Here is a 14281-nt window from a genome sequence, read left to right as displayed (position 1 = left end):
CCCGTCTAGGACGGCATTGGTCGGGGTGGCCGGATTTGAACCGACGACCACTTGACCCCCAGTCAAGTGCGCTACCAGGCTGCGCTACACCCCGTCGGGCGGTCCCGAATACGGCTATCGGCCGAAGCCGATCGACGAACTACGGTGTCGACCGCAAAGAGGATGATACCGGCTGGGCGAGGGGGCGTCAACGCAGAGCGATGCCGTTCGAGCGCCACGGAGTTGACTTTCTGCCTGCGGAGCGACACCCGGTGGTCAGGGGAAAATCGGCAGGTCGAGCTGGGCTAGGCTGCCGTAGGCGACTCGCCAAAGCCCCTCGTCGAACACTAGGTCTACCTGGCCGGAACGGTCCACGCTCTGGCCATCGGATATCAGCGAGAGGTTCACTTGAGCAGTGCCGGTGTCCTGGGCGAGCTGAACGTTGCTCACTTGCAGCGAGAAGTCGACCGTCCCAAGCTCTTCTGGCCACGTCGCCGGCTCTCCAGTGAGGAAGGCCTGGCTCCATTCAGGCGTTCCGCAGCGAAGCCCCTCGAAAACCTGCTGTACGGCGTTCTGAGCAAGGTAGACGCTGGTTCTGGCGCGCTCGATCTCCACCTCGGGCATACCGGCGATCTCGTTGACGGCGTCGGCTGCCCAGTGGCACGGGGCGATGTCGGGGAATGGAGTTTGCGCCGTGACTGGCGCCAGCGAGCCGAGAATCAAGACGATTATCGCTACAGCTGTCGTACGTTTCATGCCGCAGGTTAGACCCGCCTCAGAGTCACCGGATGGGAGGTTACTCTCATTTCAGTGGATTCGCCTGTCGAAATCGAGAGGATACTGATCGAGAGGTACGAGCTCGAGGCGAAATCTGTAACGGGGCTTGCCGGAGGCGCGGACGCTGACTCACTCGTCTACCGGGTCGATACGGCGGATCGCCGTGCTCACGTTCTGAAACTGCGGACGAAGCGTAGTTTCCGGACCGCCAGCCTCCTGGTACCAGCGTACTTGCGTGAACTGGGGATCGAAGAGGCGTTGGGACCGGTCAGGACTGCAGGTGGAGAGCTCTTCGTCGACCTACCGGGTTCCGTGCTGGTCCTCTACCCGTGGCTCGACGCCCGGACCGTTGCCGAGGCGGGCCTCGACCTCCAGAGCTGGAACGAACTGGGACGGACCGTGCGGTCGATCCACGAGGCGACGCTGGCGAGTGAGGTTCGCGAGAGCCTTGGAACCGAGTCGTTCGTGCCGTCACGCCGCGAGTTTCTCGGCGACTCAGGCGAGCAACCATTGCTCCTCGCGAACGGTCAGAAGCCGGTCGAACTCGAAGAGCTCTTCGTCGCGAAGCGCGATGTCATAAGAGCGTTGCTCGACTACGTCGACGCCGTGGGTGAGGAGTTGCGTGAGCGGAGAGCGCCGCACGTACTCTGCCACGCCGACCTGCACGGCTGGAACCTGCTTGTCGACGGCAAGGGCAAGTGGTGGATCATCGACTGGGATGAGGTGGTGCTGGCGCCAAAAGAGCGCGATCTGATGTTCGTGATGAAGGGGATCGGGCGCGGGCTGGTGAAGCCGAAGGAGACGGAGGCGTTCCTGGCCGGCTACGGGGACCCGTTGGTCGACGAGGAGTTGCTCAGTTACTACCGTTGCGCTTGGGCCGTGCAGGACATCGCGGCTTACGCCGAGGAGGCGCTGTCAGCGAACGTCGCGGCCTCACGAGCGAGCGCTCTCCAAGCATTGAGGAGTCTCTTCGCGCCAGGCAACATCGTCGACATCGCGATGAAGGGCGTCGCCGGACCCGCGGATAGAATGCAGCGATGAGCCCTCGAGATGAGCTGCTCGACGTGCTGGACGAGTCGGGTGAGAAGACGGGCGTCACCAAGCCGAGGAGCGAGGTGCACAGCGACGGCGACTGGCACCGCGTGTTCCACCTCTGGATCGTCCGGGAGGACGGCTACCTCGTCCTTCAGCGTCGCTCGGGTCAAAAGGACCTGGAGCCGAACAAGGTGGACGTCACCGTGGGTGGCCACCTGGCGGCGGGGGAGAGCGCCTTCGACGCTACGAGAGAAGCGGAAGAGGAGCTGGGGCTCGAAGTGACGCCGGAACGGCTGGCGTTCCTGGGGACCTGGCGCAGCCAGCGCAGCTACGAGCACGCGGTCGACCGAGAGTTCCAGGAGGTGTTCGCACTCGTCAACGACTGGCCACTGGAGCAGTACAGCCTCAGCTGCGCGGAGGTATACCTGCTCTACGAACTGCCGCTAAGTCGTGCGATAGAACTCTACCGGGACGGCACCCCGGTGCCGGTAGCCGGTTTCGACTGTCAGCTGCGCAAGAACGATGCGCTCCTAGTGACGAGCGACCTGATCGAACAGGCGCGCGGTACGGTCACCGAGCAGCTGTTAGCGCTGTCTCACTGGCTGGCCGGGGTGACGGCTCCGTAGCGCTCGATCGGCGGTTCGACGCGACGGAAGGGCGCCGGACTCAGCCCTCGATCACGGTAGGCACGATCAGCGGATTCCTGCCGGTCGCCTTCCTGAGGTAACGCCTCACCGGGTAGAAGATGTCGTCCCTGATGTCGTTGAGCCTGCGCTTCTCGCGGATGCCGCGCTTGAGGTTCTCCAGGGCGATGCGCTGGATCTCCTGACTCAGCTCACCGTTCTGCTGGGCGACGCCGCGGGTGATGACCTCCACGCTCGGCTGCTTGCCGGCTAGCGCCATGACCACGACCACACCCTCGTTCGAGAGCATTTGCCGGTCGCGGATTATCGGCTCGGTGATCTGGTCAGTGCTCTTGCCAACGCTGTCGATGAAGACGACTCCGGACTCGATCTGGCTCACGACCTGGATGTCGTTCTTGGTGAGTTCGATGACGTCGCCGTTCTGCACCACGAGGCTCTTCTTGGGCGCGCTCGACATGCCGGCCGCCAGTCGCTGGTGATTGACCTGGTGGCGCACCTCACCGTGCCAGGGCAGGAAGAACTTGGGCCGGGTCAGATCGAGGATCAGCTTGAGCTCCTCCTGGCTGCCGTGCCCCGACGCGTGTACCCGGTAGGTGGGCGGGTAGAAGACGTTGACCCCTCGCTCGTATAGCTGATTGATGACGCGTCCCACCGCTTCCTCGTTCCCCGGGATGGGGTTGGACGACATGATGACCGTGTCGCCGGCGGTCAGCTGGATCTTCCGGTGCGTGCCTGAGGCCAGGCGTGAAAGCGCGGCCATAGGCTGGCCCTGGGAGCCGGTGCAGAGGAAGAGGAGCTTGTCGTCCTGCAGGTCGCCGATATCGTCTGTCGAGACGAGCGGGTTCTTGAGTTCGAGGTAGCCGAGTTCCTGAGCGATGGAGACGTTCTTGACCATCGAGCGGCCCTCCATGACCACCCGGCGGTCGTGCGCCTCGGCCACCCTTATGAAGTTCTGGAGCCGGTGGACGTGCGACGAGAAGGTCGTGACGATGACCCTGCCCTTCGCCCTGGCCACGATGTCCTCGACCGCGTTCTTGACGTCCCTCTCGGACGGGGTGTAGCCCGGCCTCTCGGCGTTCGTCGAGTCGGAGATGAGGAGCAGCACGCCATCCTCGCCAGCCTGTGCGAGCTTGTGCAGGTGGCTGGTCTTGCCGTCGGCCGGGTTGTAGTCGAGCTTGAAGTCGCCCGAGTGCACGATGCGCCCGATCGGTGTGTGGATGACCAGTCCGCTGTTGTCGGGGATCGAGTGGGTCATCCGGAAGTAGTCGACCGTGAAGTTCTTGCTGATCTTCACCCGCGCGTCGGTGGAGACCTCGCGCAGGTCGACGTCGTTCTCGCTCAGCTTGAACTCCTCGAACTTGCCGCGCAGCAGACCCAGCGTGAGCTTGGCGCCGTACATGGGCACCTTGGGCAGCAGCTTGAGCATGTAGGGGAGACCGCCGATGTGGTCTTCGTGACCGTGAGTGAGTACCCAGCCCTTGATCTTGCCGGCGTTCTCGATGACCCAGTCGATCTTGGGCACGAGGATGTCCACGCCCAGCATGTCTGCATCGGGGAAGGCGAGCCCACCGTCGATGAGGAGGATCTCGTCCTCGTACTCGAACGCGAACATGTTCTTGCCTATCTCGCCCATCCCGCCGAGGGGGATGATGCGGAGGCTCCGTTCGTCCTGTCTTGCCATATGTTCCTCTTCTTCTCCTCCGGATTATCCACCGCTTTTGCGCCAGACCCCGGGGTGGACGCGGCTATCGCGCGGCAACTCCCGGTTCCTGCCTGGGCAGCGGATGGTCATCTCCGTTCAGGTTTCAGTTCTCTCGGCACGGGGCCAAGCGCCCAGCGCGCGCCTTCAGGGCCGGAGCGGCACAGCGGGCTCACCCGAGCCCACTGGCCGGTGCGGTCCGCCATCCTGTCAGCGGCCGCCGTTCCAGCGGCCGTCGACGACGTCTCCGGTCAGCTTCTGTCCCGGCCCCCGCGTTCCCCACGGTCCCCTCCGCTGCGCGGACCGCGGCCGCCCCGCGGGCCATTGCGTCCGCCGCTCCTGTCGGATCTTCCACCACCGCCGCCTCCGCGGCGAGGCGCTATCTTGCCCTCGAGTTCGGGACGCACCAGGTCGATCTTGCCGCGATCGTCGATGCTGTTGACCTTGACCTCGATCTTGTCGCCCTCTTTGAGGTGTTCGGAGACGTTCTCGACCCTGCCCTCGGCGATCTGCGAGATGTGAAGCAGTCCATCGGTACCGGGGAAGAGGTTGACGAAGGCGCCGAAGTCGACCACCTTGGCCACCGTTCCCTGGTACACCTTGCCGACCTCTGCGGTCGCGGTCATCGCCTCGATGCGCCGCTTCACCTCTTCGGCCGCGGCGGCGTCCTCGCTGTACAGCTTTATGTTGCCGTCCTCGCCAACCTCGACGCTCACGCCCAGGGCCTCGAGTTCGCGGATCTGCTTGCCGCCCGGTCCGATGACCGTGCCGATCTTGTCGACCGGGATCTTCACGGTGACGATACGGGGAGCGCGCTGGGAGATCTCGGGCCTCGAGGAGGGGAGGACGTCGCCCATGAGGCCGAGGATATGGAGCCGGCCCTCGCGGGCCTGGCGGAGCGCCTCCCGCATGATCTCCGCGGTGATGCCGGTGATCTTGATGTCCATCTGCAGGGCGGTTACGCCGTCGCGGCTGCCGGTGACCTTGAAATCCATGTCACCGAGCGCGTCTTCGGAGCCGAGGATGTCCGAGAGGATCTTGTAGCGCTCCCCCTCCTTCACCAGACCCATCGCGATGCCCGCGACCGGTTTCTCTATGGGAACGCCGGCGTCCATGAGCGCCAGCGAAGAGGCGCAGACGGTCGCCATCGAGCTCGAACCGTTCGACTCGAGCACCTCTCCGACCACCCGGATGACGTAGGGGAACTCCTCCTGGCTGGGGATCATCCGCTCGAGCGAGCGCCGCGCCAGGTTGCCGTGGCCCAACTCGCGCCGGGAGACCCCACGCAACCGCTTGACTTCACCTGTCGAGTAGGGCGGGAAGTTGTAGTGGAGCATGAACTCTTCGGTGTCGTCGAGGCCCAGATCGTCCACGAGTCTGTTGTCGCGCCCCGTACCCAGGGTGGCGACAGAAAGCACTTGGGTCTCGCCGCGGGTGAAGACGGCCGAGCCGTGAGCGGTCGGCAGGACGCCGACTTCGATCCAGATAGGCCTTATGTCAGCGGGGGAGCGACCATCCGTGCGCAGGTCCTCCTCGATGACCAGCTTGCGCAGCTCTGCCTGCTCCGCTTTCGAGAAAGCCGCCTTGAGCTCCTGGATGCGCTCCTTGGCGCCCTCGGCTTCCGGATCGGGAACGATCTGCTCGATGATCTCGTTGCGGAGTGCCTTGATCGCCTCCGCGCGCTCGTGCTTGCCCTTCGTGAGGAGCGCGTCACGCAGGCCCGCTTCGCGCGCCCGTCGGCTCATCTCCTCGACCGTCTGCTCCGAGAGGTCGGTCGCCGGGGTGAAGCTCCGCTTGGGCTGGCCCAGGTCCTCGCGCATCCTCGAGATGAGATCGGTGACGCTCGCAAGCTCCCGCTGGGCGAACTCGATGGCGCCCACCATGACGTCCTCCGATAGCTCGTCGGCGGCGGCCTCCACCATCAGGACAGCGTCACTGGTCGTTGCGACCGTCAGCTCCAGCTGCGAGGTGCCGTCGTCGACCTGGTCGAGGGTCGGGTTGAGCACGTACTGGCCGTCGATGTAGCCGACCTTGGCGCAGGCGGTGGGACCGTCCCAGGGGATGTCCGAGAGGGAGAGGGCCGCGGAAGCGGCGATCGCAGCCACGTGAGCCGGATCGTTCTTGCGGTCGGCGGCTAGCACGGTGATGATCACCTGGATCTCGTTGCGCAGCCCTTTGGGGAAGAGCGGGCGGATCTGCCGGTCGACGATGCGGGCGTTCAGCGTCGCCTGGGTGCCCGGCCGGCCCTCGCGGCGCATGAAGGAGCCCGGGATCTTGCCGATCGCGTAGTGACGCTCCTCGTACTCGACGGTTAACGGCAGGAAGCTCATGGGGCTGGCGTCATCCGACATCTGGGCGGTAACCAGCACCACCGTGTCGCCGTAGCGCGCCAGCACGCTCCCGGAGACCTGTTTGGCGTACTTGCCCGTCTCCAGGACCAGCTCGCGGCCGCCCAGCGTCAAAGTGTAGCGTTTGCCTTCCGGTACGTTCACTCTCTCTCCTTAGTCGTTCCTCGTGTGTCGCGCTCGAAGGCGCTTGCGGATCCTTGACGGCATATTCCGCCGCCGGCGAAAAATAGTTCGGTCGAAAGTAGAACCCGGCGCCAACGGGGCCGGATAGACCCCATAGGCGCCGGGAGCGTCACTTTGCTGTGGAGCCCGGACAGCTCACGTCCTAGCGACGGAGTCCGAGGCTCTGGATGAGGCTCTTGTAGCCTTCGTAGTCTTCGCGCTCGAGGTAGGCGAGGAGCCGCTTGCGCTTGCCTACCATGGTGAGCAGCCCGCGGCGGCTGTGGTGATCCTTGGTGTTGCGCTGCAGGTGCTCGCTCAGCTCTTCGATCCTCGCCGTGAGCAGGGCGACCTGAACCTCGGTGGAACCGGTGTTGTTCGGGTTGCCGTTGCCGTACTTCTCGACGATCTCCTGCTTGCGTTCCTTGGTCAGTGGCATAGATATCCTTCCCGGGCGTGTGCCCGCGGGGTGCGACCGAGTCGGACCGGATAGATTGGTACCGACCTAGTCGACCAACGTGAAAGTCTAGCACAGCGCGTCGCGCCGCTCCAAATCGGGCGACGGTCGCTTCAGGCGTTGGCCTCGAACCACCCGACGATGGTGTCCAGCCTCCTCACCCTGCGGTCCGGCCTGCCCGAGCGGGAGAGCTCGTGGTTCTCCTCGGGGAAGATGACGAGCTTGGTATGAGCCTTGCCGCTTCGCTTGAGGGCGACGAAGAGTTGCTGTGCCTGTTCCAGCGGGCAGCGCAGGTCGCTCTCGGAATGGATGATCAGCAGAGGAGTAGCCACCCGGCGCGCCAGGCGCAGTGGGCTCTGCTGCCAGAGTCGCTCGAACCCCTCCCACGGATCGCCCTTCAGCTCCCGCTCTGTGAACCACCAGCCGATGTCGGAGGTGCCGTAGAAGGAGACGAAGTTGCAGATGCTTCGTTGCGTGACCGCCGAGCGGAACCGCTCGGTGTGGGCAACCAGCCAGTTCGTCATGAAGCCGCCGTAGGAGCCGCCCGTCAGGTGGACGGGAGCTCCTGGGTCGGGGTGCGAGGCGAGGGCGTCGTCGACGAAGGCGAGGACATCGTCGGCGTCTATCGTGCCGTAGCCGCCCAGGATGGCGGTGGCGAACTCCTGGCCGTAGCTGGAGGAGCCTCGCGGGTTGCCGTAGATCACCGTGTACCCGTTGGCGGCGAGCAACTGGTATTCGAAGTAGAAGCCGTGGCCCACGTTCGTGTGCGGTCCCCCGTGAACCTGGACCACGATGGCCAGGTCGTCCCGAGGCTCCTGGGGATCCAACCGCCAGTACTGGGCGCCGCCTGCCGCCTCCGGAGTGAACGGCCCCTTCGCCTCCACGAAGCCGGCACGTTCCGACAGATCGCTGTTCAGGTCGGTGAGCCTCCGCGCCCCCCTCTCGGCCGGCCGGACGTAGAGCTGACCGGTACGGGCCGAGCTCTCCTCGATGTAAGCGACCGTCCCTCCGGCGGCATGGAAGGCCGTCACGACCGCCCCGGTGCCGGCGGTATCGGCCAGCTCCCCTTCTCTCGAGAGGCAAGTCAAGCTGCTCCAGCCGTTGCTGTTGAGGTTGACCAGTAGTTCGTCCGCAGAGAGCCAGAGTGGGCGGTTGGGATGGGCGCCGTAGCGGCAGTCGCCTCCGGGGGAGGGGGAGAGGTCGTGACCCAAGCCGGTGAGCGGCCGAAGGTCGTCGCCCGCCTCGGAAACGAGCCAGACCGCGCCGGGTCCGGCGGTCTGCTGTGGGTCGGCGGGTGCGAGGAAGGCGATCTCGCCGCGGGGACCCGGGCTGGGGGCCCAGAGGCGCATCGCCTCGGTCAACGGCCGCGGCGAACCGCCGGCCGGGTCGAGACGCCAGAGGCGCCGCTTCTCCTCGTCCGACTCGACCTGATCGCGGGCGGCTACGAGCACGAGGTAGCTTCCATCGTGGCTCCAAACCAGCTCCTCGACGTCGAGGCCCACCGTGTCCAGTTCGCCGACGGTGCCGTCGGACTCCACCAACCTGAGGCGCCGAGGAACCTGCGCGAGGTACCCCTTGCCGTCGAAGCGGTAGCGGAGGCGCTCTATCTCTCTCGCGATGGGCGGTTCTTTCGGTTTCTCCTGGCCCCCGGCGAGGTAGGCGATGCGGTTCGAGGCGGGGTGCCAGTCGAACCCTTCGACGCCACCCGGTTCCTCGGTCAGCTGCCGTAGGTCTCCGTCGTCCAGGTTCGCCAGCCAGAGCTGAGCGGTTTCCTCCTTTTCCGTTTTCCTGAGGAAGGCGAGGGAGCGACCGTCGGAGGAGAAGCGCGGGGAGGTGTCACTGAAGGGGGGCTGGGCGAGAGACCGGGAGCCGCCGCCGACCTCGAACAGTTCGACGCGGGAGCGGTAACGAGGAGGGGCGTCTTCGGAACTGATGATGTCGGTGATGACGGCGGCGACCGTCCGTCCATCGGGCGCCACTCGCGGATCGGACACGAACTCGAGCCGCAGCAGGTCGCCGCTCTCAAGCCGGGCCACCTAGCGGTCCCCCTTCGAGCGCCCCGCCTGCACGGCGTAGAGCATGATGCCGGCGGCGACCGAGGCGTTGAGCGAGGAGACACGGCCGCTCGTCGGGATGCCCACTATCTCATCGCACTTCTCGCGCACGAGCCTCCTCAGCCCCGTCCCCTCGGACCCCATGACAAGGGCAGCGTCGCGGTCCCAATCGATCATCTCCGGGGTAGTTCGGGAACCGGCGTCGGCGCCGTAGATCCACACGTTCCGGCTCTTGAGGTCGTCGATGAAGCGGGCCAGGTTCTTCACCTGAACGAGCGGGAGATGCGCGGTCGCCCCCGCGGCGGTCTTGGCCACCACCGCCGACAGAGGCGCGCTGCGACGCTCCTCGGTGACCACCCCGTGAGCGCCGAGTACCTCCGAGCTGCGGATGATGGCCCCGTAGTTGCGGGGGTCCTGGACCTGGTCGAGGAGGACCAGCAGGAGCTTCTCGCCGCGGCTGGCGGCGAGTTCGAACGGCGCCTCCTCGGCGCTGTAGTCGAGATCGGGTAGTTCGGCGACCACCCCCTGATGCGAGGTGGTCTTTAGGGCCTGATCGAGGTCTATGCGGGGCACTCTGTCGACCGGCACCTGGGCGCGCCGCGCCAACTTCTCGATGTCGCGGACCGTCGACTCGCGGACCCCAAGCGCCACCATCACGCGCTGGGCCTGCCCCTGCTCCAGCGCCTCGCTGACGGCGTTCTTCCCGTAGATGAGCATGGAGCGAGTATAGCGCCGGGTCGTTCTCGGCTGGGACGGCGCTCCTAGAGACGCGCCAGCTGCTCCTTCGCCACCCTGGCGTCCTCGTCGAGGCGGGCGCGTAGCTCGTCGAGCGAACCGAACTCGAGCTGCCCGCGGATCCGTTCGATGAACCGGACCCTCAGTTCGCGTCCGTAGAGGTCGCCGTCGAAGTCGAAGAGGTGCGCCTCGCAGGCCGGTGCGGCGTCTGGGAACGAGGGACGAGGGCCGCTGTTGGCCATGCCCGCGAAGATCCCCTCGCCGGTGTCGACGAGGACGGAGAAGACGCCCTTCGGCATCGCCTTGCGCTCCGGCACTCCCAGGTTGGCTGTCGGGTAGCCGATCTGCCGGCCGCGGCGATCGCCTTCCACTACCCGCCCGATCACCAGGTACGGCTCGCCCAGCAGCAGGGCGGCGTGGGCTACCTGCCCCTGCGCAAGGTACTCGCGGATCGCCGAGCTCTTGACGACCTCCCCGGCTCGCTCTACCAGGCCGAACACTTCGAGCTTGCCCGTGACGCGACTCAGGTCGTTGAGGGTGCCCTGGCGCTTGTGGCCGAAGCGGAAGTCCTCACCAACGATGATCGCCTGCGGTTTCAACCGTGAAATCTGGTCGAGGAAGACCTGCTTGTCGGTGCGCGAGTACTCGAGGCTGAAGGGGACGACCACTGCGGCGTCGGGCTCGAAGGCGGCGAGCAGCTCGAGCTTCTCGGCCTCGCTGCAGAGGAACGGCTGGTCGCCGAACACCACCTTGGAGGGCGGGAAGAAGGTGAGGATTATCGTGGGCGTACCCGCGGGGCGGGCGAGTTCGTTCATGCGGCCGAGGAGTTGGCGGTGACCCCAGTGCACCCCGTCGAAGTTGCCGATCGAGAGGACCGCGCCGTCCAGGTCGAGCAGGTCCGGGTCGTTGACTACCTGCATCTGATCCCGAGCTGAGCCATGGCGTACGAAAGCGCCACCAGGGTCGGGGCGCTGCTCGCGATCCTGCCCTCGCTGATGGCGTTCCACGCCTCCTTGACATCCATCCAGGCCAGCTCCAGCTCCTCGTCCTCGTCGCCTTCGGCGTGCGCCGGCTCCAGGTCGCTGGCTTCGAAGAGGTAGATGAGCTCGTCGGTGAATCCGGGGGAGGTGTAGATCCGCGTGACCAGTTCGAGCCGGCCGCCCAGGCCTACCTCTTCGGCCAGCTCACGGCGGGCCGTTTCTTCGGGTGACTCGCCCTCGTCGATCAGTCCCGCCGGGATCTCCCAGGTCCGCTCTGCCAGCGGGTGCCTGGTCTGCCGTACTCCCAGGACCTGGCGGCCCTCGAGCACGAGGATGGCCACAGCGGGAAGGTGCTCCACCACGTCCCACTTGCCGTCGAGGCGAACCAGGTCGAGTATCGCCCCCTCGTAGATGACCTCTCGGCTGGCTTTCGGGCTACCCTTGGGCCTCCCGCTCATCTACTCGCCCACCATCCGACGGCGCTGACCTCAGTTCTCTGCGCTGTCGGGGTTGTAGCGCAAGAACGCCGGGATGTCGTAGTTGGACGGGTCGTAGCCGCGAGCGGTGGCGTTCTGCCGCATCTGGGTAGGGCGCAGCACCTTCATCCGCGGTTCGTGCTCGAAACCGGCTGCGATGACGGTCACGCGCACCTCGTCGGCAGCGGCCTCGTCGTAGGTGACGCCGAAGAGCACGTTGACGTCCTCGACCTCGGTCGCCTCGCTGATCTTCTCGACGATCTCGTTGGCGTCGAAAAGGGTGAGCTCCTCCGAGCCGGTGACGTTGATGAGCAGGTGGTGCGCGCCCTCGACCCCACGGGAGAGCAGGGGAGAGTGGGTAGCGCTCTCGGCGGCCTGCTCGGCGAGGTTCTCGCCCCGGCCGGCGCCTATGCCCATCAGCACGGTGCCCGCGCCGGAGAGGAGCGCCTTGACGTCGGCGAAGTCGACGTTGATGAGGCCGGGCATGTTGATGACGTCGCTGATCCCGCGAACCCCATGGTAGAGCACACGGTCGGCCACCCGGAAGGCGTCCGACAGCTTGACCTTGCGATCGAGAGAGGAGAGGAGGCGCTGGTTCTCGACGACGATGAGCGCGTCGACCTTGTCCTCGAGGCGGCGCAGGCCCTCCTCGGCCTGGCGGGTGCGCTTGGGCCCTTCGAACTGGAAGGGTGTGGTCACCACGGCGACCGTGAGGGCGCCCAGTTCACGGGCGACCTCGGCGACCACCGGGGCCGAACCGGTGCCGGTGCCGCCGCCCATGCCGGCGGTGATGAAGACCAGATCGGAGCCGCGCAGTACCTCGGCGATCCGATCTCGATCCTCGACCGCCGCCTTCTCCCCGATCTCGGGGTTCGCTCCGGCGCCCAACCCTTTGGTCAGGTGGTCGCCCATCTGTATGCGGGTGTCGGCCAGGGAGGTGGCGAGGACCTGGGCGTCGGTGTTGGCGGCGACGAACTCGACCCCCATGAGGCCGGTCTCGATCATGCGGTTTACGGCATTGTTCCCGCCGCCGCCCAAGCCGATGACGCGAATGACTGCGTTGTCGTTGTTCATTCGGGAGCTCCTCTGGTGGTCAGATATCTACGGTTCAAAAGAATTCTCGGAGGATATTGCGGAGGCTTGTCAGGATCCCGCCATTGCGTTCGCCACGCGCGACCGCCACCCGTTCAGGTTGGCCGAAGCGCATCCCGTAACGCACCAGGCCCACGGCGGTCGCGTGCGCCGGGCTGGCGACCACGTCCACGAGGCCCGAGACGCCGTGCGGTTTGCCGATCCGCACCGGCAGCCGGAAGCGCTCGGTGGCGACCTGGTCGAAACCGGGCATGAGCGAGGCGCCGCCGGTGATGACGACGTTGCCGGCCAGCAGTTCGAGGGCGCCCATGCGCTGCTCGATGTTCTGCTTGACGAGGTCGAGGATCTCCACGACCCTCGGCTTTATCACCTGCGCCAGCTCGAAGGTGGAGAGGGAGGCGGTGTAGTTCGGGTTGGCCACCTCGAGCACGACCTCCCGATCGGCGAGGTCGGGCATCGCCACCCCGTAACGTTTCTTCACCCTCTCGGCCTCATCGGGAGGGATGCGCAGCAGCTGGCTTATGTCCTGGGTGATGTGGTCGCCACCGAGAGGGATGACGGCGGAGTGGGTGAGCGTGCCGCGGCGGAACACGCCTATGTCGGTCGTGCCGCCACCGACATCGATGAGCAGCGTCGTGAGCTCGCGTTCGCTCTCGTTGAGTACCGCCAAGCCGGAGGCCAGCGCCTGCACCACGACCCCGTCTACCTCGACGCCGGCGTCTCGCGCGCACCTCTTGAGGTTCTGCAGGGGGCCCTGGGCGCCGGCGACGATGTGCACGTCCACCTCGAGCCTCACCCCGGACATCCCAACCGGGTCCTTGATCCCATCGTGGCCGTCCACCACGTACTCCTGCGGGATGACGTGGATGATCTCCATGTTGGCTTCGAGCGGTACGGCCCTAGCGTTCTCGATCGTGCGTTCGACGTCCGAGCGACTGATCTCCTGGCCCCGCCTGATGGCCGCCATGCCGTGACTGGTCTGCGCCTTCAGGTGGGTTCCGGCGATGCCGGCCCAGGCGCTCTGCACCTCTACGCCGGCAACCCGCTCGGCCGCCGCGATCGACTGACGGACCGCCTCGATGGTGCGCTCGAGGTTGACCACTACCCCCTTGCGCAAGCCGTCGCTGGGGACGGTGCCTTCGCCTATAACGTCAAGCACGCCATCGCTGGCGATCTCGCCAATGACGGTACAGATTTTCGTTGTACCGATGTCGAGGCCGACGATGATGCGTTCGTCAGTCATCTCTCTCGCTCACTCCCCAGGGGTAGACCGCCACGCGGCTCCCTCGCTGATTCGTCCAGGCGGCCCAGTGACGCTCGAGCACGGCCACTCCAGGCGTGTATAGGCTCTTCTCGCGCAGCTCGATGTCGAAGCCTTCCGGCGAGTAGCTTATCACCCTGGGCCCGAACTGGGACAATAGCTCCAGAAGCTTCAACGCCTCCTCCAGACGGGGTTCGCCCCATCCCTCGAGGCGCACCAGTCCGGCCTTCGTTTCCTCGCTCACCCCGGGCAACAGGGTGCCGTCGGCGGCCCAGCTCGAGGTTCCGTCGGTGATGACCGGCGTCCTCTCCCAGACGTTGATCGAGACCGTGTCGGGCCAGTGCCGGATGACCCTGGCCCGCCTGATCCATGGGTCGTTGGCCAGCTCCGCCAGGCTCCAGCGGTTGACCCACAGGAGGGCTCCCCCCGGCTCGACGCCGGCGAGTTCCCTGACCTCCTCCCGGTCGTAGTGGGAGTTGCCGCTGACCGCCACGGTCTCGATGGTCGGATAGAAACGACTGCCTATCAGCAGCGCCACGGCCAGCAGCGCCAGCACCACGAGCAACGGCCGCACTCAGAACCCCC

12 protein-coding genes, 1 tRNA gene and 1 pseudogene are annotated in these 14281 nt (G+C 66.1%); 2 read left to right on the top strand and 12 right to left on the bottom strand.

Annotated features, from left to right (window positions below):
* Positions 1 to 17 precede the first annotated feature (17 nt).
* Together VF168_03645 and VF168_03640 are read right to left on the bottom strand one after the other, a co-directional pair.
* A tRNA-Pro gene (locus tag VF168_03645) sits at positions 18 to 94 on the bottom strand.
* A gap of 161 nt (positions 95 to 255) precedes the next feature.
* A complete protein-coding gene (locus VF168_03640) occupies positions 256 to 735 on the bottom strand; it encodes a hypothetical protein (protein HEX7003259.1) in 480 nt (159 codons plus the stop codon).
* A 54-nt stretch (positions 736 to 789) separates the two neighbouring features.
* On the opposite strand from VF168_03640, the gene VF168_03635 reads away from it, so the two are divergent.
* Together VF168_03635 and VF168_03630 are read left to right on the top strand one after the other, a co-directional pair.
* Positions 790 to 1797, top strand: coding sequence for a phosphotransferase (locus VF168_03635; protein ID HEX7003258.1), 1008 nt, complete (start codon positions 790 to 792; stop codon positions 1795 to 1797).
* Positions 1794 to 2417, top strand: a complete 624-nt coding sequence (locus VF168_03630) for an NUDIX domain-containing protein (protein HEX7003257.1) — start codon at positions 1794 to 1796, stop codon at positions 2415 to 2417. Before VF168_03635 ends, VF168_03630 begins: the two co-directional genes overlap by 4 nt.
* A 40-nt stretch (positions 2418 to 2457) precedes the next feature.
* Here VF168_03630 and VF168_03625 read toward each other — a convergent pair whose 3' ends face one another.
* The 10 genes and pseudogenes from VF168_03625 to VF168_03580 form a co-directional block, all read right to left on the bottom strand.
* Positions 2458 to 4116 (bottom strand): ribonuclease J, encoded by a 1659-nt coding sequence (locus VF168_03625; GenBank protein HEX7003256.1) that lies wholly within the window; start codon positions 4114 to 4116, stop codon positions 2458 to 2460.
* Positions 4117 to 4541: 425 nt separating this feature from the next.
* Positions 4542 to 6626, bottom strand: a pseudogene (pnp, locus tag VF168_03620) (polyribonucleotide nucleotidyltransferase).
* Between the two features lie 181 nt (positions 6627 to 6807).
* On the bottom strand, positions 6808 to 7080 hold the full coding sequence (gene rpsO, locus VF168_03615) for a 30S ribosomal protein S15 (protein ID HEX7003255.1): 273 nt from the start codon (positions 7078 to 7080) through the stop codon (positions 6808 to 6810).
* Positions 7081 to 7211: 131 nt separating this feature from the next.
* On the bottom strand, positions 7212 to 9134 hold the full coding sequence (locus tag VF168_03610) for a S9 family peptidase (GenBank protein ID HEX7003254.1): 1923 nt from the start codon (positions 9132 to 9134) through the stop codon (positions 7212 to 7214).
* Positions 9135 to 9869, bottom strand: coding sequence for a 23S rRNA (guanosine(2251)-2'-O)-methyltransferase RlmB (gene rlmB, locus VF168_03605; protein ID HEX7003253.1), 735 nt, complete (start codon positions 9867 to 9869; stop codon positions 9135 to 9137).
* 44 nt (positions 9870 to 9913) lie between these two features.
* Positions 9914 to 10807, bottom strand: a complete 894-nt coding sequence (ribF, locus tag VF168_03600) for a riboflavin biosynthesis protein RibF (protein ID HEX7003252.1) — start codon at positions 10805 to 10807, stop codon at positions 9914 to 9916.
* Positions 10798 to 11325 (bottom strand): NUDIX hydrolase, encoded by a 528-nt coding sequence (locus VF168_03595; GenBank protein ID HEX7003251.1) that lies wholly within the window; start codon positions 11323 to 11325, stop codon positions 10798 to 10800. Before VF168_03595 ends, ribF begins: the two co-directional genes overlap by 10 nt.
* A gap of 30 nt (positions 11326 to 11355) precedes the next feature.
* Positions 11356 to 12417 carry a cell division protein FtsZ gene (ftsZ, locus tag VF168_03590; GenBank protein HEX7003250.1) on the bottom strand — a complete coding sequence of 354 codons (1062 nt, stop codon included), beginning with the start codon at positions 12415 to 12417 and terminating at the stop codon, positions 11356 to 11358.
* 34 nt (positions 12418 to 12451) lie between these two features.
* Complete coding sequence (gene ftsA / locus VF168_03585) at positions 12452 to 13678, bottom strand: cell division protein FtsA (protein HEX7003249.1); 1227 nt, start codon at positions 13676 to 13678, stop codon at positions 12452 to 12454.
* Positions 13671 to 14270 (bottom strand): FtsQ-type POTRA domain-containing protein, encoded by a 600-nt coding sequence (locus VF168_03580; GenBank protein ID HEX7003248.1) that lies wholly within the window; start codon positions 14268 to 14270, stop codon positions 13671 to 13673. Before VF168_03580 ends, ftsA begins: the two co-directional genes overlap by 8 nt.
* Between the last annotated feature and the right edge of the window lie 11 nt (positions 14271 to 14281).

This window comes from Trueperaceae bacterium (genome assembly GCA_036381595.1).
GTDB lineage: Bacteria > Deinococcota > Deinococci > Deinococcales > Trueperaceae > DASVCN01.
Note: the sequence above shows the minus strand (reverse complement) of the source record. Positions and strands in the feature narration are given on the sequence as shown.